The 24,547-nt window shown below is 65.8% G+C and carries 25 protein-coding genes, 1 tRNA gene and 1 riboswitch; of the genes, 12 read left to right on the forward strand and 14 right to left on the reverse strand.

The window, feature by feature from the left end; translation table 11 throughout:
• Positions 1-89: 89 nt before the first annotated feature.
• On the forward strand, positions 90-1,106 hold the full coding sequence (locus P1IM2_RS00565; RefSeq protein ID WP_186401103.1) for a dienelactone hydrolase family protein: 1,017 nt from the start codon (positions 90-92) through the stop codon (positions 1,104-1,106).
• A 470-nt stretch (positions 1,107-1,576) separates the two neighbouring features.
• Here the strand turns inward: P1IM2_RS00565 and P1IM2_RS00570 are convergent.
• Positions 1,577-1,651 (reverse strand) — tRNA-Gln (locus P1IM2_RS00570).
• Between the two features lie 56 nt (positions 1,652-1,707).
• Positions 1,708-2,793 carry a branched-chain amino acid aminotransferase gene (locus P1IM2_RS00575; protein ID WP_062900960.1) on the reverse strand — a complete coding sequence of 362 codons (1,086 nt, stop codon included), beginning with the start codon at positions 2,791-2,793 and terminating at the stop codon, positions 1,708-1,710.
• A gap of 78 nt (positions 2,794-2,871) precedes the next feature.
• Here P1IM2_RS00575 and P1IM2_RS00580 point away from each other — a divergent pair, with 78 nt between their 5' ends.
• On the forward strand, positions 2,872-3,381 hold the full coding sequence (locus tag P1IM2_RS00580; RefSeq protein ID WP_003042620.1) for a MarR family winged helix-turn-helix transcriptional regulator: 510 nt from the start codon (positions 2,872-2,874) through the stop codon (positions 3,379-3,381).
• A gap of 54 nt (positions 3,382-3,435) precedes the next feature.
• On the opposite strand, the gene P1IM2_RS00585 is transcribed toward P1IM2_RS00580, so the two are convergent.
• Positions 3,436-4,266 carry a pyrroline-5-carboxylate reductase gene (locus P1IM2_RS00585; protein WP_186401104.1) on the reverse strand — a complete coding sequence of 277 codons (831 nt, stop codon included), beginning with the start codon at positions 4,264-4,266 and terminating at the stop codon, positions 3,436-3,438.
• Between the two features lie 23 nt (positions 4,267-4,289).
• A complete protein-coding gene (locus P1IM2_RS00590; RefSeq protein ID WP_186401105.1) occupies positions 4,290-5,981 on the reverse strand; it encodes an alkaline phosphatase family protein in 1,692 nt (563 codons plus the stop codon).
• Positions 5,982-6,066: 85 nt separating this feature from the next.
• Here P1IM2_RS00590 and P1IM2_RS00595 point away from each other — a divergent pair, with 85 nt between their 5' ends.
• The 5 genes from P1IM2_RS00595 to P1IM2_RS00615 all read left to right on the forward strand — a co-directional run bounded on the left by P1IM2_RS00595 (position 6,067) and on the right by P1IM2_RS00615 (position 10,276).
• Complete coding sequence (locus P1IM2_RS00595) at positions 6,067-8,007, forward strand: thioredoxin family protein (RefSeq protein WP_186401106.1); 1,941 nt, start codon at positions 6,067-6,069, stop codon at positions 8,005-8,007.
• Entirely contained in the window at positions 8,007-8,747 is a 741-nt protein-coding gene (locus P1IM2_RS00600) for a TlyA family RNA methyltransferase (protein ID WP_186401107.1), read from the forward strand. Before P1IM2_RS00595 ends, P1IM2_RS00600 begins: the two co-directional genes overlap by 1 nt.
• A gap of 62 nt (positions 8,748-8,809) precedes the next feature.
• Positions 8,810-9,361: a TspO/MBR family protein gene (locus tag P1IM2_RS00605; RefSeq protein ID WP_186401108.1), complete on the forward strand. Its 552-nt coding sequence runs from the start codon at positions 8,810-8,812 to the stop codon at positions 9,359-9,361.
• Between the two features lie 50 nt (positions 9,362-9,411).
• Positions 9,412-9,708 carry an accessory factor UbiK family protein gene (locus P1IM2_RS00610; protein ID WP_186401109.1) on the forward strand — a complete coding sequence of 99 codons (297 nt, stop codon included), beginning with the start codon at positions 9,412-9,414 and terminating at the stop codon, positions 9,706-9,708.
• 61 nt (positions 9,709-9,769) lie between these two features.
• The gene (locus tag P1IM2_RS00615) at positions 9,770-10,276 is read left to right on the forward strand and encodes a YbjN domain-containing protein (RefSeq protein WP_062764065.1); all 507 of its coding nucleotides are present in this window, start codon (positions 9,770-9,772) and stop codon (positions 10,274-10,276) included.
• A 23-nt stretch (positions 10,277-10,299) separates the two neighbouring features.
• Here the strand turns inward: P1IM2_RS00615 and P1IM2_RS00620 are convergent, their stop codons facing one another.
• The 6 genes from P1IM2_RS00620 to P1IM2_RS00645 all read right to left on the reverse strand — a co-directional run bounded on the left by P1IM2_RS00620 (position 10,300) and on the right by P1IM2_RS00645 (position 17,516).
• On the reverse strand, positions 10,300-11,259 hold the full coding sequence (locus tag P1IM2_RS00620; protein WP_186401110.1) for a right-handed parallel beta-helix repeat-containing protein: 960 nt from the start codon (positions 11,257-11,259) through the stop codon (positions 10,300-10,302).
• A gap of 116 nt (positions 11,260-11,375) precedes the next feature.
• Complete coding sequence (gene metH, locus P1IM2_RS00625; protein WP_186401111.1) at positions 11,376-13,997, reverse strand: methionine synthase; 2,622 nt, start codon at positions 13,995-13,997, stop codon at positions 11,376-11,378.
• Positions 13,998-14,015: 18 nt separating this feature from the next.
• The gene (locus tag P1IM2_RS00630; protein WP_186401112.1) at positions 14,016-14,540 is read right to left on the reverse strand and encodes a GNAT family N-acetyltransferase; all 525 of its coding nucleotides are present in this window, start codon (positions 14,538-14,540) and stop codon (positions 14,016-14,018) included.
• Positions 14,540-15,595, reverse strand: coding sequence for a homocysteine S-methyltransferase family protein (locus P1IM2_RS00635; RefSeq protein WP_186401113.1), 1,056 nt, complete (start codon positions 15,593-15,595; stop codon positions 14,540-14,542). The genes P1IM2_RS00630 and P1IM2_RS00635 overlap by 1 nt, the downstream gene beginning before the upstream one ends.
• Positions 15,592-16,530, reverse strand: a complete 939-nt coding sequence (metF, locus tag P1IM2_RS00640) for a methylenetetrahydrofolate reductase (protein WP_186401114.1) — start codon at positions 16,528-16,530, stop codon at positions 15,592-15,594. Before metF ends, P1IM2_RS00635 begins: the two co-directional genes overlap by 4 nt.
• Positions 16,527-17,516: an ArsR/SmtB family transcription factor gene (locus tag P1IM2_RS00645; RefSeq protein ID WP_186401115.1), complete on the reverse strand. Its 990-nt coding sequence runs from the start codon at positions 17,514-17,516 to the stop codon at positions 16,527-16,529. Before P1IM2_RS00645 ends, metF begins: the two co-directional genes overlap by 4 nt.
• A gap of 213 nt (positions 17,517-17,729) precedes the next feature.
• Between P1IM2_RS00645 and P1IM2_RS00650 the strand changes: the two genes are divergently transcribed.
• The 4 genes from P1IM2_RS00650 to P1IM2_RS00665 all read left to right on the forward strand — a co-directional run bounded on the left by P1IM2_RS00650 (position 17,730) and on the right by P1IM2_RS00665 (position 19,626).
• On the forward strand, positions 17,730-18,047 hold the full coding sequence (locus P1IM2_RS00650; RefSeq protein ID WP_003042650.1) for a hypothetical protein: 318 nt from the start codon (positions 17,730-17,732) through the stop codon (positions 18,045-18,047).
• Positions 18,048-18,238: 191 nt separating this feature from the next.
• Positions 18,239-18,532: a hypothetical protein gene (locus P1IM2_RS00655; RefSeq protein ID WP_003042652.1), complete on the forward strand. Its 294-nt coding sequence runs from the start codon at positions 18,239-18,241 to the stop codon at positions 18,530-18,532.
• A gap of 78 nt (positions 18,533-18,610) precedes the next feature.
• Positions 18,611-18,817: a hypothetical protein gene (locus P1IM2_RS00660; protein ID WP_186401116.1), complete on the forward strand. Its 207-nt coding sequence runs from the start codon at positions 18,611-18,613 to the stop codon at positions 18,815-18,817.
• A gap of 32 nt (positions 18,818-18,849) precedes the next feature.
• Positions 18,850-18,930: riboswitch (ZMP/ZTP riboswitch) on the forward strand.
• A gap of 18 nt (positions 18,931-18,948) precedes the next feature.
• The gene (locus P1IM2_RS00665) at positions 18,949-19,626 is read left to right on the forward strand and encodes a DJ-1/PfpI family protein (protein WP_186401117.1); all 678 of its coding nucleotides are present in this window, start codon (positions 18,949-18,951) and stop codon (positions 19,624-19,626) included.
• 9 nt (positions 19,627-19,635) lie between these two features.
• Here the strand turns inward: P1IM2_RS00665 and P1IM2_RS00670 are convergent, their stop codons facing one another.
• From P1IM2_RS00670 to groES, 3 genes are all read right to left on the reverse strand, one after another.
• Complete coding sequence (locus P1IM2_RS00670) at positions 19,636-20,418, reverse strand: glutaminyl-peptide cyclotransferase (RefSeq protein WP_186401118.1); 783 nt, start codon at positions 20,416-20,418, stop codon at positions 19,636-19,638.
• Positions 20,419-20,545: 127 nt separating this feature from the next.
• Positions 20,546-22,189: a chaperonin GroEL gene (gene groL / locus P1IM2_RS00675; protein WP_062900975.1), complete on the reverse strand. Its 1,644-nt coding sequence runs from the start codon at positions 22,187-22,189 to the stop codon at positions 20,546-20,548.
• A gap of 65 nt (positions 22,190-22,254) precedes the next feature.
• Positions 22,255-22,542 (reverse strand): co-chaperone GroES, encoded by a 288-nt coding sequence (groES, locus tag P1IM2_RS00680; RefSeq protein ID WP_003042663.1) that lies wholly within the window; start codon positions 22,540-22,542, stop codon positions 22,255-22,257.
• Positions 22,543-22,596: 54 nt separating this feature from the next.
• Between groES and P1IM2_RS00685 the strand changes: the two genes are divergently transcribed.
• Entirely contained in the window at positions 22,597-23,211 is a 615-nt protein-coding gene (locus P1IM2_RS00685) for a hypothetical protein (protein ID WP_186401119.1), read from the forward strand.
• On the opposite strand, the gene P1IM2_RS00690 is transcribed toward P1IM2_RS00685, so the two are convergent.
• Positions 23,129-24,538 (reverse strand): MATE family efflux transporter, encoded by a 1,410-nt coding sequence (locus P1IM2_RS00690; RefSeq protein ID WP_186401120.1) that lies wholly within the window; start codon positions 24,536-24,538, stop codon positions 23,129-23,131. The two genes, P1IM2_RS00685 and P1IM2_RS00690, sit on opposite strands and share 83 nt — an antisense overlap.
• Between the last annotated feature and the right edge of the window lie 9 nt (positions 24,539-24,547).

The following is a 24,547-nucleotide window of genomic DNA, read 5'->3' on the forward strand; positions in this document are numbered from 1 at the left end:
CGCCACGGCGGCAGGAGCCTTAGGGTAATGACATCATCAAGGACCAAGGCGGTTCGGAATCAATTCGAAACATGATTGGGAGGATAATCATGGATATGAGAAACAAGTTGTTCGCACCGTTGCTCTTGGCAGTCGCCGCGCCGACGTCGATTTTTGCCGCTATGCCCTCGGCTGCGGTCGCGGCCGATCCGGACTATCGTGTCGGCTTCGAACAGGCGGCCATAGCCGATCCCGGCCATGCCCCGATTTCGGCGATAATCTGGTACCCGACGACCGCCGAGGCGCGCGACGTTCGGCTCGGTCCGGTCGCGATCAAGGCAGCTCCGGACGCCCCCATCGCGAAACCCGGCTTGGCGATGATCGTCATCTCGCACGGGACAGGCGCGGCGGCGATCAGCCATATCGACACGGCGATAGCGCTGGCCGAGGCCGGGTTCATCGTCGTGACGCCCACGCACAGCGGAGACAATTTTCAGGACGAAAGCAACGTCGGCAAGCCGGCCTGGTTCGCCGACCGCTCTCGCCATGTCGTCCGCGCGATCGACTTCATGACCGGTGAATGGCGCGGAGCATCGAGCGTCGACAAGAGCAAGATCGGTATATTCGGCTTTTCAGCCGGAGCGATGACGGCGCTCATCGCCATTGGCGGCGAACCCGACCTTGGGCGTCTTGCGCCGCATTGTGCGAAGCAGCCCGAGTTCGCGTGCCGCCTCTTCCCAGCCTCGGGCGCCGCGGTGGAAAACCCGTCCTGGTCGCATGACCCCCGCATAGCGGCCGCGGTCATCGCGGCGCCGGGGCTGGGATTCCTGTTCGGACCGGATAGCCTCGCGAATGTGAAGGCGCCGGTGCAGCTCTGGGCGGGTAGTGATGACGACATTGTCCCCTATGCTAGCAACACCGCCAATGTCCGTACCCTACTGCCCAAGTCGACCGAGTATCGCCAGGTCCCCGGTGCGGGCCATATGTCCTTCCTTGCGCCTTGTCCGGATCCGAGCGTCATGCCCGCGATCTGCACCGACAAGCCGGGATTCGATCGCACGGCTTTCCATACCGAGCTCAACGACGCGCTGGTGGCGTTCTTTCGCAAGCAGCTGACCGCGCGCTAGCCACGTCCGCGCCAGCCTCGACCCCGCACTTACAAGAGCGTTCCGCAGTCCGCCCGCAAAGGATGGATCGTGTCCACCAAAACCATTTCGATACCGGCTCCGCTTGTGCCCGCCGCAGCGCCGGTCAGCGCGGCAGAAACCGCGGGTGCGCCGAGCATCCAACATGTACGCCGTCGCACCGTGTCCAATACCGGCACCGAGACGGGAGGGACACTTGATCCAGTGAACCGCGGGCCACCGCGCTTTCCCAAGGCTTCGGCTACCTTCCCCCGTGGCTGCAACTTCGAATCCTGCGCACGGAAAATTTGTTGGTAAGCGCGAAATGCGTACCAACAAATTGACCAAAAACGGGCCGAGCTGCAAGGGGACGGCCTGAGCGGAAATACGATTCCGTCTCAAGATAACTCATTGTTTCTATTGATTTAGCTGAGACGCCCTGCGGCCTAGTGAGCGCTTCTGAAAACACCGGCTGGCTGGGGCGGCAGGATTCGAACCTGCGCATGGCGGTACCAAAAACCGCTGCCTTACCGCTTGGCTACGCCCCATCGGCCGGTGCGAGGGCGCTCTATAGCGTCTCGCGACCGATTGGCAAGGCGCCGGATCAGAGGCGCGTGACCCAGCCGTGCGGGTCGGCGGCGCGGCCGCGCTGGATGTCGACAAGCCTGTCCTTCAGCATCGCCGTCACCTGTCCGGGGCCGCCGGCGCCGACGGTGAAACTGGTGGCGCCGCGCGTCACCTTGCCGACAGGGGTCACGACCGCCGCGGTGCCGCACGCAAAGCTTTCGGTCAGCCTGCCGCTGGTCGCATCGGCCTGCCACTGGTCGATCGCATAGGGTTCCTCGCGCACCGTCAGGCCCGCATCGCGCGCCAGTGTGATGATGGCGTCGCGGGTAATGCCGGGCAGGATCGTGCCGGTGAGCGGCGGGGTGACAATGCTGCCATCGTCGAAGACGAAGAACATGTTCATGCCGCCCAGTTCCTCGATCCAGCGATGCTCCGCGGCGTCGAGGAAGACGACCTGATCGTGACCCTTTGCGATCGCTTCCTGCTGCGCAATCAGGCTCGCGGCATAATTGCCGCCGCATTTGGCGGCGCCGGTGCCGCCGGGCGCGGCGCGGGTATAGTCTTCCGACACCCACAGCGAGACGGCCGGCGCGCCCGACTTGAAATAATTGCCAACCGGCGAGGCGATGACGAGGAAATGATATTCGGCGGCAGGCTTGACGCCCAGAAACACCTCGCTCGCATACATGAAGGGGCGCAGATAGAGCGCGCCGCCTTGCACCTTCGGGAACCAGTCGGCATCGACGCGGACAATCTCGCGCACCGCGGCAAGGAACAGGTCCTCGGGCAGCTCGGCCATCGCCATGCGGCGGGCGCTGGCGTTGAAGCGTGCGGCATTCGCCTCGGCACGGAACAGTGCCATCGATCCGTCGTCGAGCCGATAGGCCTTCAGCCCTTCGAATATCTCCTGCGCATAATGAAGGACCGCGGTCGCCGGATCAAGCGACAAGGGGCCGCGCGGCATCACCTGCGCATCGTGCCAGCCCTGGCCTTCCTTGTAGCGGATCGAGACCATATGATCGGTGAAGACGCGGCCGAAGACCGGGTCCGCAATCGCCGCCGCGCGTACATCGTCCGCCGTCGGGTTCGGATGCGGAAGACGGGTGAAAGCGGGTGCGGACATGGAAAAACCTAACCTCTTGGCAGTGACTCGGTGCGCGCCTCTTGCCAAAGCGCGGCGCCGCGCGCAACGGTAGTCGCCATGGCCGATGAAAATTTTCTTTCACAAGTTCCCGCTGCCTCTGCCCTTTTCTTGCGTGAAGAGGAGGTGCGCCGCGGCATCGAATTCCTGTTTTTCGGCCATGGCGCGCTGTGGCGCGCGGGCGATGCGCGGCTGGCCGAAAACGGCCTCGGACGCGCGCATTACCGCGCGCTTTACTTCATCGCGCGCCAGCCGGGGCTGACGATTTCGGACCTGCTTGCGCTGCTCGGCATCACCAAACAGTCGCTCGGCCGGGTCATCAAGGATCTGGAGGCGCGCGAGATGCTCGTCACGCGCCCGGGCAACCGCGACCGGCGGCAGAAGGAACTACGGCTCACTCCCGCCGGACGCGCCGTCGAGGCTGCGGTCTTCGGGCAGCTACGCGACGCGATGAGCCGCGCCTACACCCATGCGGGTCAGGCGGCGGTCACCGGCTTCTGGCAGGTCAACGAAGCGTTGATGTCGCCGCGCGAGCGGCAGCGCGTCGCCAGGCTGGGCAGCGAGAGCTGAGCGGGCGATAGCCGCCCGGCGCTGTCACGGCCCACGCCTTTGCGGGCGCGCCGATCAATCTTCGCCGCGGGCAAGATCGGCGAGTTCGCGGCCGCGATCGCGCGCCGCGCGCAGGACATTGGTCATCAGCGCAACGAGTTCGCCGCCTTCGTCGAGGATGTCGAGCCCGGCCTGCGTCGTGCCGCCCTTGCTCGCGACCTGCGCGACGAGCGCGCCCGGCTTTTCGCCGCTGCGCGCGAGCAGGGCGGTCGCTCCGCCAAAGGTCGCGGTCGCAAGCTTGAGCGCATCGTCGCCCGAAAGGCCAAGCCGCTCGCCCGCCGCTGCATAGGCTTCGATCAGGCGAAAGACGAAGGCCGGACCGCTGCCGGTGAACGCGGTAACGAGGTCCATCATGCCGTCGTCGGGGAGCGCAACGATCTCGCCGAGCGGCTTGAGCAGCGCTTCGATCGCGGCACCGTCGGCATCACCCGTACTGGTCACGGCCGAAACCCCAGCGCCGATGCGCGCGGCCAGATTGGGAAGGATGCGGACCTGCGCCCGCGCTTCGGGAAAACGGACCGCGAGATCGGCGAGCGAGACGCCGGCGAGGATCGAGAGCAGATGCACCTCGCCACCCGCGACCGCCGCCAGATCGCCAGCGACCTCGCCCAATTGCTGCGGCTTCATGCCGAGCATGATCCAGTCGGCGGCCTGACCCGCCGCCCGCCAGTCGGCAAGCGAGGTGAAATGCGCGGTGCCTTCGCGCGGCGCCGCGAGCGGATCGACGACGGCGACCCGCGCCGGATCGAGCCCCGCGACGAGCCAGCGATCGAGCATCGCGCCCGCCATATTGCCGCAACCGACCAGCAGCATCCGGCCGGCAAATTTTCCCAAAGTCTTCGTCATGATTCCTTGTTCTTCATACTTCTTTACGGACGGCAACTGCTTTCCGGACCCGAAAGCAGGTCGAGGCAGCGGCCATCGATCTTGGCCGCGGCGACCGGCAGGTCAATGAGCGCGGCAAGCGTCGGCATGATATCCACCGTCATCACGGCATTCGGCTGTTCGAAGGCGGTGAGCCCCTTGCGCCAGAAAAGGATCGGCACGCGGCGGTCATAGTCCCATACCGAACCGTGCGTCGCGACATAGCCGAGGCCCGATTCGGGGATCGGCGTGACGCGCGGTTTGAGCACGACAATGAAATCGCCCGAACGCTGCGCATTATAGGAAGCGCGCAGCTTGTCCATCAGCGTCCACACGTCGGGCGACCGCTTCGAGATCGGATGGTTCGCCAGTTCCTCGCCGGTCACCACCGCCTCGACTTGGCGGTGGGCGCGGTAGCGCGCTACCAGCTCGTCCAGCGCCGCCCTGCGCTGCGCGGGGGTCAACGCCTTCGACAGATACATGTCGCCGAACGGGCCGTCGCCATAGAGCAGCGGCTGCGGCAGGCCGAGCTTTTCGGCCACCGCCTTGCCCATCGCTTCGGGATCGAGCGCGGCATCGACGCGTTCAGCGGCGGGCCAGGCGTTTTGGCGGTTGCGTTCGGGGAGATCGTGACCGCCATGGTCGGCGGTCAGCACGACGGCATAGTCGATGCCGGTCGCATCGAGCCGTGCGAAGAAGTCGCCGAGCTGCTGGTCGAGCGCGTGCATCTGGATGCACATCTCGGCGCCCTCGGTGCCCGTGCTGTGGCCGATATAGTCGGTCGCCGACAGGCCGAGGATCAATAGATCGGTCGTGGTGCCCTCACCCAGCTTGCGCGCAGCGCGCAGCGCGGCGCCGGCGGCGAGCACCGCGCCGTCCGCTTCGGGCGAGGCCATGAAGCGGCGGAAATCGCCGCCATCGCGCTGAAAGCGGCCGGTGCCGACCGTGCCGCCCTTGTCAATCGGGATCGCGATATTGTGTGACGCGCAATCGGCGGGCAGGTCCATCGCGGGGCGCGCCTGGCCAATCGCCGCGGCGATCGCGCTGCTTGCCTGCTGCGCGACCAGCGACAGCGTGATGCCGCGATAGCTGGTGAGGCCGCCCGGAAACAGCCACATCAGCTCGTCCGCCTTGCGCCCGCCCATCATGATCGCGGCGCGATCCTTGCCTGCGACCGAGACGATCTGCGCTTTCGGATCGCGCGCCTTCATCAGATCGCCGAGTGTCGGGACCATCAGATGATTCACCGATGCCGCATATTTGCCGCCGCCCGAACTTGTATCCGGCACGGTTTCGTCCTCGGCGCAATAGACGCGCTTGTCGGACCGGGCGACCGAGAGGTCGAAATAATTATTCGCGATGATCCCGGTGTGCGCCGGATGATTTCCGGTCAGGATCGTCGAATGGCCGGGGCAGGTTTCGGTCGCGCCGTGCGACTGATACCCCGCCGGAAATACCACGCCCGACGCAAGCCGCGCGAGACCGCCGGTGTAATGGCTGCGATATTCGGCAAACAGATCGGCCGAAAACTGGTCGACGGAGATTGCGACGATCAGCTTGGGCGGCGGGGTTGCCGCCGTAACCTTTGCGACCGGTGGCGCCGAATCCTGCGCAAGGCCGGCTCCGGCATTTGCGAAACAGAGGGTGGCAGCGAGAACGGTGGTCAGGCTTTTGAGCTTCACGGGGAACATCTCCATGGCTGGGGTCGTCAGCGCGGGCTGTCCTCTCGACGAAAGCCGCCTATATGGCAAGCCTCGAACGACAGGCAGACACAGGACAGGCATGGATCGCGCGAAAGACGGCTTTGTGACAGACCGATGTGCATCAGCGACGGCGCGCGCGCTGCTGGCGCTGCTCGCCCTGGTTCTGCTCGCCTTCGCTCCTTCGCAGGCGCAGACCACGCATATCGCGCCGCTGCTGGTCGCCGAATCGGTGGTACCGTCGCCCGGCGGAGCGACGACGATTGCCCTCGCGATGACCCCCGATAAGGGTTGGCACGGCTATTGGTCGAACGGCGGCGACGCCGGTTTCGGCATGCAAGTCGAATGGAACGCGCCGCCAGGCGTCACCGTAGGCGCCTTTCGCTATCCGGTTCCCGAGGCGCTGACGCTCTTTGGGCTGATGAACCATGTCTATGAACATCCCTATGCGCTGCTCGCCGATGTCCGCGTCGACAAGAGCGTCGCGCCGGGGACCGACCTGACGCTGACCGGCATCGCCAACTGGCTCGCCTGCACCGACAAGATCTGCGTTCCCGAAAAAGCGGTGATCTCGGTCGCGATGAAGGCTGGCGACGGAGCCATCGCAGCGGGCGCGCAGCAGCAATTCGACGCATGGCGCGCCAAGCTGCCGCAGCCGCTCGACCGCGCGGGCCGGTGGGAACGCCGCGGCGCGATGGTGCGCTTCGCCGTACCGCTGCCCGAGGGAACATCGTTGACGGTACCGCATCTGTTCGCAGCGACCCAAGGCGTCGTCGATTATCCGGCAGTGCAGCGCTTCAGCCGCAACGGGGACTGGATCGTGATCGAAACGGCGGGCAAGGGCAACGCGCAAGGGGAAATCGACGCGCTGCTCAAGCTCGACCAGGACCGTGGCCTTTCCGTACGCTTCGTCCCCGGCGCGGTTCCGGCGGCCGGCAAGGCGATCGCCGGGGGCGGCTCCGGCGGCGGGGCCGGTATCGACTTGGCGCTGTTCTGGACCGCGCTCGGCGGCGCGATCGTCGGCGGATTGATCCTCAATTTGATGCCCTGCGTCTTTCCGATCCTGAGCCTGAAAGCACTCAGCCTTGCGCGGTCGGGCGACGATGCACGCGCCGCGAAGGTCGAGGCTGTGGCCTATACGGCGGGTGCGGCGCTCACCGCGCTACTGCTCGGCGCGCTGCTGCTCGGCCTGCGCGCGGCGGGCGAGCAGGTCGGCTGGGCCTTTCAACTGCAGCATCCGGCGAGCGTGTTCGTGCTGCTGCTGCTCGCGCTCGCCATCACGCTCAATCTGCTGGGCGTCTTCGAACTGCCGTCGTTCGGCGGCGGCCAACGGCTCGCAAACCAGAGCGGCGCGGCGGGCGGTTTCTGGACCGGCGCGCTCGCGGCCTTTGTCGCCACGCCGTGTAGCGGCCCCTTGCTCGGCGCCGCGCTCGGCGCCACGCTGGTCCTTCCGGCCTGGGCTGCCCTGCCGATTTTCGGCGGGCTGGGTCTTGGTATCGCCCTCCCCTTTCTGGCCGTCGGCTTCGTGCCTGCGCTCCGCAATCGCATGCCCAAGCCGGGACCGTGGATGGCGACCTTCCGCAAATGGATGGCGCTACCGATGGCCCTGACCGCGCTCGCCCTCGCCGTCCTCCTGTGGCGACAGGTTGACGGGCGCGAGGCGGGGCATGGCGCGGGAATCGAAGTCTCGGCCGATCGCTATTCGGCGGCGGCGCTTGCCAAGGCGCGTGCGACGGGAAAGCCCGTGTTCGTCTATTTCACCGCCGACTGGTGCCTGTCGTGCAAGGCTAACGAGGCAGGCGCGATCAACCGCGAGGCGGTGCAGGATGCGTTCGACAAGGCGGGCGTCGTCACGCTCGTCGGCAACTGGACCAACGGCGACCCCGCCATCACGCGTGCCTTGGCCGAGCATGGCCGCAACAGCGTGCCGCTTTACCTCTGGTACGCGCCGGGAAAGTCCGAACCCGAAATCCTGCCGCAGATCCTGACGCCGGGACTTCTCACCGACCGGACAGGCGACTGATGGCGAAGCAGCGTGCCGACCAGCTGCTTGTCGATCGCGGACTCGCCGAAAGCCGGACGCGCGCGCAGGCGCTGATCCTCGCCGGCCTCGCCTTCGTCGGCGACCGCAAGATCGACAAGGCGGGGCAGCAGATCGCCGAGGATGCCGCGATCAGCGTCAAGGGCCGCGACCATCCATGGGTGTCGCGCGGCGGGATCAAACTCGACCATGCGCTGACGCATCTGGGCTGGGATATTGCGGGCGCGGTGGCGATCGACGTGGGATCGTCGACCGGGGGTTTTACCGACGTGATGCTGAACCGCGGCGCGGCACGCGTCTATGCGGTCGATTCGGGGACCAACCAGCTCGCCTGGAAGTTGCGGCAGGACGACCGCGTCATCGTCCACGAGCAGACGAGCGCGCGCATCCTGACCGCCGATCATATTCCCGAGCCGGTCGATCTCATCGTCTGCGACGCGAGCTTCATCGCGCTGTCGAAGGTGCTGCCGGTGCCGATGGCCTTTGCCAAAGCGGGCGCGCGCCTCGTCGCTCTGATCAAGCCGCAGTTCGAAGCCGAACGGCACGAGGTCGGCAAAAAGGGCGTGGTACGCGACGCCGCGGTGCACGCCCGCGTCTGCTCCGAGGTGCGCGACTGGCTGGAACGTTCGGGCTGGCGCGTCGTTGAGACGGTCGAAAGTCCGATCACCGGACCCGAAGGAAATGTCGAATTTCTGATTGCGGCTACGAAATCCGCAGCTTGACGCGGGCGGTGCGCGCCGCGACAGCATGACCGACACAGATTCGCGCGCGAAGGACCAGATGCATGAGCGAGATTGCCACCCCCGGTCAGCTACGCATGTCCTATTGGCGCTGGGCGATGTTCACCGTCCCGGCGCTCGTCCTGATCGGCAGCCTGATGGGTCTGCTCTCGAACAGCGGCTATGACAATCGCTGGTTCATGGCGCTCGACCGGCCCGCGATCGTTCCGCCCGGCTGGGTCTTCGGGGTCGTGTGGACGACGCTCTATGTCCTGCTCGGCCTGGCGCTGGCGATGATCCTCCACGCGCGCGGCGCGCGCGGGCGCGGCTTTGCGCTGGCGCTGTTCTTCGTGCAGCTGATCGCCAATTTCGCCTGGTCGCCGCTCTTTTTCGGCATGCATCAGGTGACCGCCGCGCTCTATCTCGTCATTTTCATCCTGATGGTGACGATCGCGACGACCTTTGCCTTTGCGCGGATCCGCAAGGCGGCGGCGTGGCTGCTCGTCCCCTATATGATATGGCTCAGCTTCGCGACGATCCTGAATTTCCAGATCGATCAGCGCAACCCCGACGCCGAAACCCTTGTGCCGGCCGCCGCGACCTCCCAGATAGGATGACGACCCGATTTGGGTGAGTACAGGGGACGACCCCGACAAAGGACAGGATAATGCAAAGCGAAAACCGGTTTTTCGACGATCTGGCCAAGATGGTCAACGGTATCGCAGGCACCGTCGCCGGTGCCGGACGCGAAGCCGAAACCGCGATGCGCGAACGCGCGAAGGAATTCGTCGGCCGCATGGACTTTGTGAGCCGCGAGGAATTCGAGGCGGTGAAAGAAATGGCGGCCAAGGCACGCGCCGAAGCCGACGCGCTGAAGGCGCGGCTCGACAAGCTCGAAGCCGCGGCAAAGCCGGCCGCCGCCGCGAAGGCGCCGGCCAAGCCCCGCGCCGCACTCAAGAAGTAACGGAGCGGGCTTTCCCCCGCGCGACTCGCCACCCGGCCAAAGTCGCGCTAAGGGCGCAGCCATGACCGACGATATTTACGACGACGAGGACGGCCAGGAAGCCGCGCCGATGGATATGCTGGCGTCCTATTTTGCGGCGCACGACTGGCCGCACGAAATGATCGGCGAGGACGAGATCGTCGCGACCGCACAGGGCAGCTGGACGACCTATGAGTTGCGCGCGGTGTGGCGGCCCGAGGACGGGGTGCTGCAACTGCTCGCCTTCCCCGACATCCGCGTCGTCGAGGACAAGCGCAGCGTCGCGCATGAAGCGCTCGCGATGATCAACGAACAACTCTGGCTCGGCCATTTCGAGCTATGGTCAAACAGCGGCACCATACTCTATCGTCACGCGATGCTGATCGGCAGCGATGCGGCGATGCCGCTCGACATCACCGAAACGCTGGTCGAAAGCGCTATCGACGAATGCGAGCGCTTTTACCCGGTGTTCCAGTTCGTGCTGTGGGGCGGCAAGACGCCCGCCGAGGCACTGGCCGCGTCGCTGATCGAGACGCGCGGCGAGGCCTGACCCGCCGCGCCGGGCGCGCTTGCTTACCGCTTTTCGAAGGGCTTGAGGCCGGGGCCGATCTGATTGGCCCCGATCGCCAGCGGCTCGCCGCTCCAGTCGGCGACGAACACCGAGGATCGGCCGATGCCCTGCGGGATGCTCGCGCGATTGCCCTCGATCACCAGCCCGCGCGACGGATTGTCGCGGCTCTCGGCTGCGACCGCGATCAGCGCCGAGTAATTTTCCTTGTCGCGCCCCTGGACGAGCAGATTGCCCGTGATCCGTCCGGTCGAACCAGAGGGCAGATCGATGAGATAATTGGTCGCGGTCCCCTGCGTATCGTCGAAACTATTGTCGCTGATTTCGACCTCGCGCGCGCGGGCCTTCAGATAGTGGCCGCCGCTGCCCTTTTCGAAGCGCGTGTGCGTCACGACGACGCGTCCATATTCGCCGGTATAGACGCTGTGCGCGCAGCTCAGCCCGCGGTCGCAGCGGCCAAGGCGCGAAAAGGTCGAGCGGTCGATCGTCAGCGTCGCCGCCGGATCATTGGCGGTCAAAATCCCTTCCTCGCTGTTGCGGAACAGGCTGTTCGCCACGTCGAGATTGCCCTGTTCGAGCCGGATGCCTGCGCCATTGCCGTCGGGAACGCGCATATTCTGGAACACCAGACCGTCGACGCGCGCGGCGCGGCCGCGCAGCACCAGCGCCGCCTTGCCCTCGCAGCTCACGCCGTCGAAGATCGCGCGCCCTGCCTCGGCCGCGACGAAGGCAACGCGGCCGGCGGTCTGGACCGCACAATCGCGATGATAGCCCGTCGCGATGCGGATCGTGCCGTCGCCATCGCCGATCGCGTCGACCGCCTCTTGAAGCCGCCCGAAGGCGCGGCCGCTTTCGGCGACGACATAGGGCGCTGCCCCCGCCTGCGCGGGCAGCGGCGCGGGCGCGAACAGCATCGGCAGGGCGAGGAGCGGCAGCATGGGCCGACGAAGGAGCATCTGGATCATCGCCGCGCCATACCCCTTCTGCGGCCCCACGTCCTTCGCGAAGCTGGTTAACGAAGGCGCTGTCCCTTTGTCGGACAGCCCTCCCCCGCCGGGTTAACCCGCCCCCTTTACCGATGTCAGTCGAGGTTCGGACGCAGCCAGCGGCGGGCGGTTTCGATATCGACGCCGCGCCGCACGGCATAGTCGGCAAGCTGATCTTCCCCCACGCGCGCGACCCCGAAATAGCTTGCGTCGGGATGGCCGAAATAGAAGCCCGAAACCGCTGCGGTCGGCAGCATGGCAAAGCTCTCGGTCAGCGTTGCCCCCGAATTGGCCCCGGCATCGAGCAGGTCGAAGAGGATCGGCTTCAGACTGTGATCCGGGCACGCGGGATAACCGGGCGCGGGACGGATGCCGCGATATTCTTCCTTGATGATCGCCTCTGGCGTCAATTGTTCGGCGGGCGCATAGCCCCACAGATCGGTGCGGACATACGCGTGGAGCCGTTCGGCAAAGGCTTCGGCGAAGCGGTCGGCGAGCGCCTTCAGCAATATGTCGCTATAGTCGTCGTGCGCCGCCTTGAAGCGCGCAAGGTGCGGCTCGATGCCGTGGATAGCGACCGAAAAGCCGCCGATCCAGTCGCCGTCGTGGCTGACGAAATCGGCGAGGCACATATTCGGGCGCCCTTCGCGCTTCGCGATCTGCTGGCGCAGGAAGGGGATACGGACATGCCGTTCTTCCTCGGCAAGGTGAATGATGACATCGTCGCCTTCGCGTCGGCAAGGCCATAGCGCCGCGACGCCCCGCGCGTGAAGCCAGCCCTCGCCAATGATCTTTTCGAGCATCGCGCGCGCGTCGGCATAGAGGTTCGTCGCGCTTTCGCCGACGATTTCGTCGTCGAGGATCGCCGGGTAATTGCCCGCCAGCTCCCATGCGCGGAAAAAGGGCGTCCAGTCGAACCATTCGACGAGTTCAGCCAGATCCCAATTGTCGAACACATGGACGCCGGGCCTTTCGGGCGGGAACGGCCGGATATGCTCGTCGACGACGAAGCCGTTAGCGCGCGCATCGTCGATCGGCACCAGCGCGCTCTGCCCCTTGTTGGCGCGCACGTCGCGGATATGTTCGTAATCCGACTTGTAACCGCGAACGAACGCATCGCGCCCGGTGTCGCTGACGAGCGAGGTCGCGACACCGACCGCGCGGCTCGCATCGAGCACGTGCAGGACCGGCCCCTGATAGGCGGGGTCGATGCGCAGCGCGGTATGGACCTTCGACGTCGTCGCGCCGCCGATCAGCAGCGGCATCGTCATGCCGGCGCGCTGCATTTCCTCGGCCACCGTCACCATCTCGTCGAGCGAGGGGGTGATTAGGCCCGACAGGCCGATCATGTCGGCGTCATTCTCGTTCGCCGCCTCGAGGATTTTCGGCCAGGGCACCATGACGCCCAGATCGACGATCTCGAACCCGTTACATTGCAGCACGACGCCGACGATGTTCTTGCCGATATCATGGACGTCGCCCTTCACGGTCGCCATCACGACCTTGCCCTTGCCCTTCGCGCCGGGTTCCTTGGCGGCTTCGATAAAGGGCAGCAGATGCGCGACCGCCTTTTTCATGACGCGCGCCGATTTGACGACCTGCGGCAGGAACATCTTGCCCGAGCCGAACAGGTCGCCGACGACATTCATGCCGTCCATCAACGGCCCCTCGATCACCTCGATCGGGCGGTCCATCAGCAGCCGCATCTCTTCGGTATCGTCGACGACATGCGCGTCGATGCCCTTGACCAAGGCATGTTCGAGCCGCTTTTCGACCGGCCAGCCGCGCCATTCCTCGGCCGCCTTTTCCTGCGCCGCGTTGCTGCCCTTGTAGCGTTCGGCGAGCGCGATCAGCCGCTCGGTCGGGCTCAGTTCCTCGCCCTCCACCTTGCGGTTGAGGATGACATCCTCGCACGCGGTGCGCAGTTCGGGGTCGATCGTGTCATAGACGTCGAGCTGCCCCGCGTTGACGATCGCCATGTCGAGCCCGGCGGGGATTGCGTGATAGAGGAAGACGCTGTGCATCGCGCGGCGCACCGTCTCGTTGCCGCGAAAGCCGAACGAGAGGTTGGACAGCCCGCCCGAGAAATGGACGTGCGGACAGCGGACGCGGATTTCCTTCACCGCCTCGATGAAATCGACCGCATAATTGTCATGCTCCTCGAGCCCCGTCGCGACCGCGAAGATATTGGGGTCGAAGATGATGTCCTCGGGCGGAAAACCGATGGTCATCAGCAGCTTGTAGGCACGCTCGCAAATCTCGATCTTGCGCTCTTTGGTGTCGGCCTGTCCCACCTCGTCGAACGCCATCACGACAACCGCGGCGCCATAGGCCATGCATTTGCGTGCATGGTCCAGGAAAGCCTCCTCGCCCTCCTTCATGCTGATCGAATTGACGATCGGCTTGCCGGGGACGCATTTCAGCCCTGCTTCGATCACCTCCCACTTCGACGAATCGATCATCACCGGCACGCGCGCGATGTCGGGTTCGGCGGCGATCAGCTTCAGGAAGGTCGTCATGGCGCGCACGGCGTCGAGCAGGCCTTCGTCCATGTTCACGTCGATGACCTGCGCGCCATTTTCGACCTGCTGGCGCGCGACCTCGACCGCCGCGGTGAAATCGTCGGCGAGGATCAGCCGCTTGAAGGCGGCGGAGCCGGTGACGTTGGTGCGTTCGCCGATGTTGACGAACGAGGAGGAGGAGAGAGTTGCGGTCATCGAACGGTCCAAAGAGAATCAGGCAGCAAGCGGGCGGGCGAGAACGCGGTCGTCGTAGAGCTTTCCCCCGACGTTGAACTGGCGTGTCCCGACGTCGACGAAGCCCTGCTTGCGATAGAAAGCGAGCGCCCGTTCGTTGCGGGCGTAAACGCCGAGCAACAGGCGGCGATGCCCTGCCGCAGCGTCAAGAGCGCAGCGCATCAGGGCGGCGCCAAGTCCGCTGCCATGAAAACGAGACAGCGAATAAATGCGCTTGAGTTCGATGTCGCCCGCCTCGGCAGCGGCGAGGTCGGGCCGGCCGATCAGCGCGAAGCCGATCGGCGCGCCGCCCGGCTGCGCCTCGGCAAGCCAGGCGCGCGCGCCCGACGCCAGATAGGCGCGATAGGCGGCCTCCTGATGCTGCGCCGCGCAATGCCCGACGATCGCCTGGCCGTCGAGAATGCCCGCGAAGGTTTCGAGGAAGGTCGCGGCGCCGATCAATGCCAACGCGGCGGCATCAGCCTCTCCGGCCTCGCGGATCGCCCATGTCGGTCCGTCCTCCATCAGGATGCCGCCGCCATCGTGAAGGGTTCCAGCCCGGCAAGGCGCGTGCGCACCGGCACCTCGGGAATCCGGCGCGCGGGGAGGCCCTGTACGGCCTTTGCCATCGCCGCGATATGCGCCGGGGTCGATCCGCAGCAGCCGCCGAGGATGTTGACCTGACCATGGTCGGCCCATTCGCGGACCAGCGCCGCGGTCGTGTCGGGCAGTTCGTCATATTCGCCAAGCTCGTTGGGCAGGCCGGCGTTCGGATAGACCATCACCAGCGTGTCGGCGAGGTCGGAGAGCACGCGGACATGCGGGCGAAGCTGCGCCGCGCCGAACGAGCAGTTGAGCCCTACTGTCAGCGGCTTCGCATGACGCACCGCATACCAGAAAGCCTCGACCGTGTGGCCCGACAGGTTGCGGCCCGACAGGTCGGTGAGCGTCATCGAGATCATCAGCGGCAGCTCGCGCCCGACCTTCGCCTCCGCCTCGATCGTCGCGGCGATGCCGGCCTTGGCATTCAGCGTGTCGAAGATCGTCTCGATCAGGATGAAATCGGCTCCGCCTTCAGCCAGCGCGATTACCTGTTCGCGATAGACGTCCTTCAATTCGTCGAAATCGATCTCGCGATAGCCGGGATTGTTGACGTCGGGCGACAGCGACAGCGTCTTGTTCGTCGGCCCGACCGCGCCCGCGACGAAGCGGCGCCGGCCGTCCTCAGCCGCGAACTTGTCGGCCGCTTCGCGCCCCAGGCGCGCGCTTTCGTGGTTGATGTCAGCAACCAGCGCTTCGGCGCCATAATCGGCCTGGCTGATCCGGTTCGCGCTGAACGTGTTGGTCGAGACGATGTCCGATCCGGCGGCGAGATAGGCCTCGCCGATCGCGGTCACGACATCCTGCCGCGTCAGCGCAAGGATGTCGTTATTACCCTTCTGGTCGTGACCGAGGCGGAGCGATCCCGCATAATCGGCTTCGCCGAGCTTGCGGAGCTGGATCTGGGTGCCCCAGCCACCATCGGTGAGCAGGATGCGATCCTTCGCCGCCGCGATCAGGGCCTCGCGCGCTGAGATCATGCCGCCTTATCCTTTGCCGGCGCCACCGGCCGCAACCCCAGCATATGACAGATCGCATAGCTGAGTTCGGCGCGGTTGAGCGTGTAGAAGTGAAAATCGCGTACCCCGCCCGCGTAGAGGCGGCGGCACATTTCGGCCGCGACCGTCGCGGCAACGAGCTGACGCGCGGCGGGCAGGTCGTCGAGCCCCTCGAACAGCGCGATCATCCATGCGGGGATTGCGGTGCCGCACATATCGGCCATGCGCCGCGTCTGCGAGACGTTCGACACCGGCAGGATGCCCGGCACGATCGGCGCGTCGATGCCCGCCGCATCCGCGGCGTCGCGGAAGCGCAGGAAGGCTTCGGGCGAGAAGAAGAATTGCGTGATCGCGCGCGTCGCCCCGGCATCGAGCTTACGCTTCAGATTGTCGAGATCGGCCTGCGGGCAATCGGCGTCGGGATGCACCTCGGGATAAGCGGCGACGGAAATGTCGAACGGCGCGATCCGCTTCAACCCGGCGACGAGCTCGACCGCATTGGCAAAACCATCGGGATGCGCCCGATACGCACCGCCGCCGGGGACATCGCCGCGCAGCGCGACGATATGCCGCACGCCCGCGTCCCAATAGGCGCGCGCAACCTCTTCGATTTCACCGCGCGACGCCTCGACGCAGGTCAGGTGCGCGGCGGGCGGCACCGCGCTTTCGGACGCGATCCGCGCCACCGTCGCATGGGTGCGCTCGCGCGTCGATCCGCCCGCACCATAAGTTACCGATACGAAGCGCGGCGCCAGCGGCTCGAGCGTGCGGAACGTGTCCCACAGCTGCGCCTCCATCTTCTCGGTCTTGGGCGGAAAGAATTCGAAACTGACCCCGATGTCGCCTTCCAGATTGGCGAACAGCGGCGACGCCGCAGCGCGGCGCGCTTCGGCCAGCGCGTCGAGGGAAGTGGTCATGCGGCGAGCCTTTTGCCTTCGCCGTCGCCCTCGGCGACGGGGGGTTGATCTTGGTCACGGCGGCGCGCGCCAAGCCACAGCTTGACCGCGAGCGCACCGCCTTCGAGTGTTTGCGTCCGTTCGAGCGTCAGCCCCGACGCGGCGAACCAGCCGCCGATCTGCGTATCCGAAAAGCCGAGGCGCGCGTGCGCCGCCAGAGCGCGCAGCTCCTCATCCTCGTGCGGCGCAAAATCGGCGACGAGCAAATGCCCGCCATCACGCAGCACGCGGGCGGCTTCGGCGATGACCCGCTCGGGTTCGTGCGCAAAGTGCAGCGCCTGGTGGATAACCACCGAATCGACGCTGGCGTCGGCGATGGGCAGCGCGAGGAAATCACCCTGCACCAGATCGACCGGCACTGCCTGATCCGACAGTTTGGCGCGCGCGATGCGCAGCATTTCGGGGCTGCGGTCGAGGGCGGTGATCCGCTGCGCCGTTGGCGCGAAGATTTCGGCCATGCGCCCGGTGCCGGTGCCGACGTCGAGCAGATGGCCCAGCGCGCGCCCGTGCATCATCGCGACCATCGCGTCCTCGACCTCGCTTTCGGCGACGTGGCGCGACCGGATCGCATCCCATTCGGCCGCATGGTCGGCGAAATAGCGTTCGGCCACCGCTGCGCGCTCGGCGCGAACCGCGGCAAGTCGGCGCGCATCCTGTGCGATCACCAGCGCCTCGCGCGCCGAGAAGGGCCAAGACCCCGCAGCAGCAGCCATGTCGGCGCCCGGCCCCTGTTCGGCGATGCGCAGGAAGACCCAGCTCCCCTCGCGGCGGCGCTCGACGATCCCGGCTTCGGCCAGGATGCGGACGTGGCGCGAAACGCGCGGCTGGCTCTGTTCGAGCACCGCCGCCAGTTCGCCGATCGCCAGCTCCATCTCGCGCAGCAAGGCAACGACGCGCAACCGCGTCGGGTCGGCCAGGGCCCGGAAAATGTCGATCAGCTCGCTCATAGCAGTATCATATAAAGACTTCTTTATATGTGGTCAACGAATTGTCGAGCAACGACGGCGCGCGCGATTGCGACGAACGCCACCCCTGGGACAAAAAGTCCGTTGCGCCCCCACTTACAACCTTGTAATTCCGGCGCCCGATCAACGGGAGCAGGATCGCATTGGTCCGGTCCGCCCGCCGGTCGAGAAGTTCAATCAAGAGGGGTATCCCAAATGAAGAAGTCGATCACTCTGTCGCTCGTCCTCGCTGCGTCGCTGAGCGTTGCCGCTTGCTCGCAGAAGGCTGCTGACGAAGCCGCTCCGGCCGACACCGCGGCCACCGAAACCGTCGAAGGCGCCGCCGACGGCGCGATGGAAGCCGCTTCGAGCGCCGCCGACGCGACCGCTTCGGCCGCGACCGACGCAGCCGCTGCCGCCGGCGACGCTGCCGACAAGGCTGGCGAAGCTGCCGACAAGGCCAGCGAAGCCGCTGCGGCCGCCAAGGAAGCGACCGATGCCGCTGCCGCGAAGATGGAAGAAGCGAAGAAGTAAGCTTCCACTTTCGCCTGCACAGGCAAGGAAATCGGGGGTCGTCGACATGCGTCGGCGGCCCCTTTTCCTTTTGCGATCAATACCCCGCGGCCACCGCGTCCCGCCGCACGGTTGCCAAGCCGGGCAGGCGCAGTTAGTCTCCGCGCCCAGTGGCCGGTTATCCGGCCGCTTGCACATCGAAAGGAACATATATGCGCAAGATCATCCTCGCCTCGATGGCCGCAGCGGCCTTCAGCCTCGCCGCTTGCTCGGAAAAGGCGCAGCAGGAAACGTCTGAAGCCGGCGATGCGATCGCCGCCGATGCCGCCAGCGCGGGCGATGCCGTCGCCGATGGGGCGGCCGACGCCGCTGACGCGACCGCCGATGCCGCGAAGGACGCCGGCAACGCCGTCGAAGGCACCGTGAATGCCGCTGGCGACGCCGCTGCTGCCGCGGGTGACAAGATTCAGGAAGAAACCAAGAAGGCCGAAGCCAACGACAAGTAAGTCGTCGGCAGGCCCTTGGCCTGATAGGGAAAGAGGGGCTTCGCCGGAATGGCGGAGCCCCTTTTCGCAGGAGCCGACATGACGAAATTTCCAACCTGCGCGGCCTTGGCCGCGGCCCTGTGCCTCGTTGCCGGCTGCAGCCGCACCGACAATGAGCCCGGCCCCGGCGGCGTCACGGTCAGCGAAGCCAAGGCGCTCGACGATGCGGCCGAAATGCTCGAAAGCCGCGACGGCACCGATACGAAAGCCGACAGCGCCGCGAGCGGCGAAGACGGCGGCAAATAGGCTTTCGCCGAGGCGATTGCCGCGATAGAAGCCAGGCGTCCCGCAACTGGCGCTGAAGATGGAGTTCCATCGGGGAGCGGGACCGATGCGAGCCGCGCGCCTGGGTGATCCGTCAGAAAAGGACCATCCCGATGCCCGAAGCACCGCAAACCACCATCGTCTTTCTGCTGTTTCCCGGCATCACCCAGCTCGATTTCACCGCCCCCGCGCAGGCGCTGTGCCGCCTGCCCGGCGCGCGGTTGATCGGCGCCGCGGCCAGCCTCGATCCGATATCGACCGACTGCGGCTTTGCAATCCTGCCGACGCATGATTTCGCTGCGGCGCCGCAGGCCGATATACTGTGCGTTCCCGGCGGACATGGTGTCGCCGAAGCGTTGGGCGACCCGGCAACGATCGATTTCATCGCGCGGCAGGCGGCGGGCGCCACCTGGGTGACGAGCGTGTGCACCGGCGCCTTCCTGCTCGGCCGCGCGGGGCTGCTCGAAGGGCGGCGCGCGACCACGCACTGGGCCTATACGCATCTCTTGCCGATGGTCGGTGCGCGCCACGAAGCGGCGCGCGTGGTCGAGGACGGCCCCGTCGTGACGAGCGGCGGGGTGACGTCGGGCCTCGATTTCGCGCTGACGCTGGTCGCGCGGATGCGGGGCGACGCGGCCGCGCAGGCGATCCAGCTCGCAATCGAATATGATCCAGCCCCGCCCTTCGCCGGCGGCCACCCCGACCGGGCGCCCGCCGCGGTGACCGAGGGGTTGAAAGCGCGCGTCTATGACGCAGCGGCGGCGCGGATGGCAGCGGCGCTCAAGAGCTAGAACCGGCCCCTATGCGCAGTTTGCGAGGGCGATCTCGTAGAGTTTGGGCCAATATTTGCCGGTGACGAACAGCCGCTTGCCCTTCGCGTCCCACGCGATGCCGTTGAGCACGCTGTCGCTGTCGCTGACCCCGGCGTCTTTGCGCAGCCCGGTCAGGTCGATGTAGGAGACGATGGCGGCCCTGTCGGGGTCGATCCGCACGATGACGTCGCTCATCCACACATTCGCCCAGACCTGCCCGTCGATCGCCTCGAGTTCGTTGAGCATGGCAAGCGGACGGCCGCCGAAGCGAACGGTGACGCGGCGCTTTTCCGCCATCGTGGCGGGATCGAAGAAGCGCAGCGTCGGTGTCCCGTCGCTGAGCACGATCGTATCGCCGAGCGTCGTCACTCCCCAGCCTTCGCCCGAATAGGTGAAGTCGCCGACCGGCTTCAGATCCTTGAGGCGCCAGCGATGGCCGATGCCGTTCTGCCAGGTGACGCCGATAATCTGGTCGCGCCAGCGCGTGATCCCTTCACCGAACTGGTCGGCGGGGAGGGGCGTTTCGGCGAGCGCCTTGCCGGTCGCCAGGTCGAGCCGCGCGATGCGCGAATGGCCGTATTGCCCCGTCCCTTCGTAAAGATGGCCGTCGTCCCAGAACAGGCCCTGGGTGAAGGAGGACGGATCGTGCGGATAGGTCTGGACCACCCGGTAGCCGCAGCGTTCGATCGTGGCGCGCGGCGGCGGCGCAGGCGGAGCGACGGCGGCCGCGGGATCGGCGAGCAGCGCGGCAAGGACGAGAAGCAGGCTCATGACCGCCTAGCTATGCTGCGGCGCATGAACTGGCAATGGCCCGGAAAAAGGTGGGTGGACAGAAAAGGGCCGGAGGATTGCTCCTCCGGCCCCGTTTCTTGTTGGCTGAGCGCCGAACGGTAAGGACTTAGAAGTCCATGCCGCCCATGCCGCCCATGCCGCCGCCGCCCATCGGCATCGCCGGCTTGTCTTCGGGAAGCTCGCTCACCGCCGCTTCGGTGGTGATGAGCAGGCCCGAAACCGAGGCAGCGTCCTGAAGCGCGGTGCGCACGACCTTGGTCGGGTCGATGACGCCGGCGGCCTTCAGATTTTCATAGACGTCGGTCGCGGCGTTGAAGCCCTGATCCTGGTTGTTTTCGCGCAGCAGGTTGCCGGCGACAACCGCACCGTCATGGCCGGCGTTGGCCGCGATCTGACGCAGCGGCGCTTCGATCGCCTTGCGGACGATGTCGATACCGCGGGTCTGGTCGTCGTTGGCGCCCTTCAGCCCATCGAGAGCCTTGGTGGCATACAGCAGAGCCGTACCGCCGCCGGGGACGATGCCTTCCTCGACCGCGGCGCGGGTCGCGTGCAGCGCGTCGTCGACGCGATCCTTGCGTTCCTTCACCTCGACTTCGGTCGCACCGCCGACCTTGATCACCGCAACGCCGCCGGCGAGCTTCGCCAGACGTTCCTGCAGCTTTTCGCGATCGTAATCCGACGTGGTGGTTTCGATCTGCGCGCGGATCTGTTCGACGCGGGCCTTGATCGCGTCGCCTTCACCCGCACCGTCGACGATGGTGGTGTTGTCCTTGTCGATCGTGACGCGCTTCGCCTGGCCGAGCATGTTCAGCGTGACCGACTCGAGCTTGATGCCCAGGTCTTCGCTGATCATTTCGCCGGCGGTCAGGATTGCGATGTCCTGCAGCATCGCCTTGCGGCGATCGCCGAAGCCCGGCGCCTTGACGGCCGCGACCTTGAGGCCGCCGCGCAGACGGTTGACGACCAGCGTCGCGAGCGCTTCGCCTTCGATGTCTTCGGCGATGATGAGCAGCGGACGGCCCGACTGCACAACCGCTTCGAGGATCGGAAGCATCGACTGAAGGTTCGACAGCTTCTTTTCGAAGATCAGGATGTACGGATCAGCCAGTTCGACCGTCATCTTTTCGGGGTTGGTGATGAAGTAGGGCGACAGATAGCCGCGGTCGAACTGCATGCCTTCGACGACATCGAGTTCAAACTCGAGGCCCTTGGCTTCCTCGACGGTGATCACGCCTTCCTTGCCGACCTTTTCCATCGCTTCGGCGATCTTTTCGCCGACTTCGACGTCGCCATTGGCCGAGATGATGCCGACCTGCGCGATTTCCGACGAGCCCGACACGGCGGTCGAACGGCCCTTGAGGTCTTCGACGACCTTGGTGACCGCGAGGTCGATGCCGCGCTTCAGGTCCATCGGGTTCATGCCGGCAGCAACCGACTTCATGCCTTCGCGGACGATCGCCTGGGCGAGGACCGTCGCGGTGGTGGTGCCGTCACCGGCCTTGTCGTTCGCCTTCGAGGCGACTTCGCGCAGCATCTGCGCGCCCATGTTTTCGAACTTGTCCTTGAGTTCGATTTCCTTGGCGACCGAGACACCGTCCTTGGTGATGCGGGGGGCGCCGAAGCTCTTGTCGATCACGACATTGCGGCCCTTGGGGCCCAGCGTGACCTTGACGGCGTCGGCGAGGATGTCGACGCCCTTCAGGATGCGTTCGCGTGCGTCGCGCGAAAATTTAACGTCCTTGGCAGCCATGAGGATGCTCCTTTAATAAAAGCGCAGAAAACTGCGTAACTTCACACTGAAATCGGCAAACAGGCTCAGGCGAGAACGCCGAGGATGTCCGATTCCTTCATGATCAACAGCTCTTCGCCATCGACCTTGACTTCGGTGCCCGACCATTTGCCGAACAGGATGCGGTCGCCCGACTTGACGTCGAGCGGCGTCACCTTGCCATCTTCGGCCTTGCTGCCGGTGCCGACGGCGACGACTTCGCCTTCCTGCGGCTTTTCCTTGGCGGTGTCGGGAATGATGATGCCGCCAGCCGTCTTTTCTTCGGCTTCGATACGGCGGACGAGCACGCGGTCGTGCAGCGGACGAAATTGCATGGATGTCCCTCCAGTAATGCAATGGATGTCAGACTTAGCACTCACGGGGTGCGAGTGCTAACAACCGGGCATATGGGTGGAGGGTGTGACAGCGTCAAGGCGATTAAGGGAAAATTTTCGGCGGCGCGGTACGGCGGTCAGATGGGGTGCGAGATTCCGATCATCAAGGGTGCAGATTCACCCGTCCAGCGGGACTTGCTGGAGCGCGGCGCGCGACTGCGCAGCGAACTTCTCGATGCATTCGCGCGGCTTGAGGAAACGATTGTCCGGAAACTAGCGCAGCAAGGGAAATTCTCACCCAGCGCGTCGCTGACTCATAAGCTCGACACTCTCGAAAAGGCCGCGTTCCGATATCCCGCTAAAGCCCACCAGCGGATCGCCGAAATTCGACCGTTGGTGGATTGCCGAAACGACATCGTTCATTCCACCCTCAATCTCGCGGAGATGTCTGGCGGTGAGACTGGCAGCTATTTTGTTTTCCGGAACGTTTCCGCAATTCAGGACTCCACCGGCCGACAATTTCGCGCGCTAACGCCAGAAGAGTTCAAAATGCTCGTCGGCCGAGTGAAGACGGCCACCAAGCATCTCAACGATCAACCAATGAAGGCAACAACCCCAACCGCGCCCGCATCCGCCAGCGCATCAGCAGTACCGCCGACACCACGATGAGCCCGACCGCCAGACCGATCCACACGCCAACGCCCGCAAGCGGCGTCCAGAAGCCGAGGTAGACGGCGGTGCCATAGCCCGCGATCCAGTAGCCGCAGACCGCGATGATCATCGGCACGCGCGTATCCTGAAGCCCGCGCAATACGCCCGCCGCGACCGTCTGGGCGCCATCGAACAGCTGGAACGCGGCGGCCACGAGCAGGAACTGCAGCGCAAAATGGACGAGCGCGGCGTTACGCGCCGCATCGACGTCGACGTAGATCGACAGCACGAGCCGCGGCGCGAGCCAGATCACCGCCGCGGTCACGACCATGAACCCGATACCGAGGATCAGCGACGCCTGCCCCGCGAGCGTAATGCCGCGATGGTCGCGCGCGCCATAGGAAAGGCCGACCCGGATCGTCGCCGCCTGCGCCACGCCGAACGGGATCTGGAAGGCGAGCGCCGCGATCTGGAGCGCGAGGGTGTGCCCGGCAAGCTGCGCCTCACCGATCCGGCCCATCAGGAAAGCGGCGCCGGTAAACAGCCCGGCCTCGGCCAGAATGATGAGGCCGATCGGGGTGCCGATCCGGAGCATTTCCCAGAAGCGGGGCCATTCGGAGCGCCACCAGTTGCCGAACAGATGATAGCGGCGCAGCCGCCGGTCGGTCTGGATCACGATGATATAGGCGATCAGCATCACCGTGCTCGTGATGACGCTCGACAGCGCCGAGCCCTGCAGTCCGAGGGCCGGCATACCGAGATGGCCGAAGACGAGGCTCCAGTTGCCGAGGGCGTTGACGAACAGCGCGAGGAAGGTGATCGCGGTGGCAATCGTCGGACGTCCGAGCGCCGAAACAAAGATGCGCAACACGCTCGCTGCGATCATCGGCACCATACCCCACATCAGGATCAACAGGAAACTGGCGGCATGTGCCGTGATTTCGGGGTCTTGCCCGGTTGCGCGCATGATCGGGCCGCCCGCGGCGCAGACGCCCATGAACAGCACGGACACGATCGCACTGAGCCACAGCGCCATGCGGACGGTGCGCCGTACTTCGCGCACGGCATGTTTGCGCCGCCCGAGTTCGGCAGCGACGAGCGGCGCTGCGGCGCCGACGAGCCCGGTCCCTGTCCATAGCAACAGGCCGAAGATCGAGACGCCAAGCGACGAGGCGGCAAGCGGCGCATCGCCGAGTCGCGCCACGAAGATCACGTCGATCGCATGGACCATCATCTGCAGCAGGTTCGCCGCCGCCAGCGGCAGGGCGAGCGCCAGCGTCGCGCGAAATTCGGCGCGGAAAGTCTGCGGTTGATCCGCCGTCAGGGGGTGGGCCTGCTCGAGCATAGCCGGCCC

It is taken from the genome of Sphingopyxis sp. P1IMeth2, from assembly GCF_900185685.1.
GTDB lineage: Bacteria > Pseudomonadota > Alphaproteobacteria > Sphingomonadales > Sphingomonadaceae > Sphingopyxis > Sphingopyxis terrae_A.

Bases quoted from the DNA above. Each gene is read 5' to 3' on its own strand.
- P1IM2_RS00565 (WP_186401103.1), top strand. From the start codon at position 90: ATGGATATGAGAAACAAGTTGTTCGCACCGTTGCTCTTGGCAGTCGCC.
- P1IM2_RS00615 (WP_062764065.1), top strand. From the start codon at position 9,770: ATGACCGACGATATTTACGACGACGAGGACGGCCAGGAAGCCGCGCCG.
- P1IM2_RS00610 (WP_186401109.1), top strand. From the start codon at position 9,412: ATGCAAAGCGAAAACCGGTTTTTCGACGATCTGGCCAAGATGGTCAAC.
- P1IM2_RS00665 (WP_186401117.1), top strand. From the start codon at position 18,949: ATGCCCGAAGCACCGCAAACCACCATCGTCTTTCTGCTGTTTCCCGGC.
- P1IM2_RS00670 (WP_186401118.1), bottom strand. From the start codon at position 20,418: ATGAGCCTGCTTCTCGTCCTTGCCGCGCTGCTCGCCGATCCCGCGGCC.
- P1IM2_RS00660 (WP_186401116.1), top strand. From the start codon at position 18,611: ATGACGAAATTTCCAACCTGCGCGGCCTTGGCCGCGGCCCTGTGCCTC.
- P1IM2_RS00630 (WP_186401112.1), bottom strand. From the start codon at position 14,540: ATGGAGGACGGACCGACATGGGCGATCCGCGAGGCCGGAGAGGCTGAT.
- groL (WP_062900975.1), bottom strand. From the start codon at position 22,189: ATGGCTGCCAAGGACGTTAAATTTTCGCGCGACGCACGCGAACGCATC.
- P1IM2_RS00605 (WP_186401108.1), top strand. From the start codon at position 8,810: ATGAGCGAGATTGCCACCCCCGGTCAGCTACGCATGTCCTATTGGCGC.
- P1IM2_RS00650 (WP_003042650.1), top strand. From the start codon at position 17,730: ATGAAGAAGTCGATCACTCTGTCGCTCGTCCTCGCTGCGTCGCTGAGC.
- P1IM2_RS00645 (WP_186401115.1), bottom strand. From the start codon at position 17,516: ATGAGCGAGCTGATCGACATTTTCCGGGCCCTGGCCGACCCGACGCGG.
- P1IM2_RS00595 (WP_186401106.1), top strand. From the start codon at position 6,067: ATGGATCGCGCGAAAGACGGCTTTGTGACAGACCGATGTGCATCAGCG.
- P1IM2_RS00585 (WP_186401104.1), bottom strand. From the start codon at position 4,266: ATGACGAAGACTTTGGGAAAATTTGCCGGCCGGATGCTGCTGGTCGGT.
- P1IM2_RS00655 (WP_003042652.1), top strand. From the start codon at position 18,239: ATGCGCAAGATCATCCTCGCCTCGATGGCCGCAGCGGCCTTCAGCCTC.
- P1IM2_RS00580 (WP_003042620.1), top strand. From the start codon at position 2,872: ATGGCCGATGAAAATTTTCTTTCACAAGTTCCCGCTGCCTCTGCCCTT.
- P1IM2_RS00590 (WP_186401105.1), bottom strand. From the start codon at position 5,981: ATGGAGATGTTCCCCGTGAAGCTCAAAAGCCTGACCACCGTTCTCGCT.
- metF (WP_186401114.1), bottom strand. From the start codon at position 16,530: ATGACCACTTCCCTCGACGCGCTGGCCGAAGCGCGCCGCGCTGCGGCG.
- groES (WP_003042663.1), bottom strand. From the start codon at position 22,542: ATGCAATTTCGTCCGCTGCACGACCGCGTGCTCGTCCGCCGTATCGAA.
- P1IM2_RS00690 (WP_186401120.1), bottom strand. From the start codon at position 24,538: ATGCTCGAGCAGGCCCACCCCCTGACGGCGGATCAACCGCAGACTTTC.
- P1IM2_RS00575 (WP_062900960.1), bottom strand. From the start codon at position 2,793: ATGTCCGCACCCGCTTTCACCCGTCTTCCGCATCCGAACCCGACGGCG.
- P1IM2_RS00600 (WP_186401107.1), top strand. From the start codon at position 8,007: ATGGCGAAGCAGCGTGCCGACCAGCTGCTTGTCGATCGCGGACTCGCC.
- P1IM2_RS00620 (WP_186401110.1), bottom strand. From the start codon at position 11,259: ATGATCCAGATGCTCCTTCGTCGGCCCATGCTGCCGCTCCTCGCCCTG.
- metH (WP_186401111.1), bottom strand. From the start codon at position 13,997: ATGACCGCAACTCTCTCCTCCTCCTCGTTCGTCAACATCGGCGAACGC.
- P1IM2_RS00635 (WP_186401113.1), bottom strand. From the start codon at position 15,595: ATGATCTCAGCGCGCGAGGCCCTGATCGCGGCGGCGAAGGATCGCATC.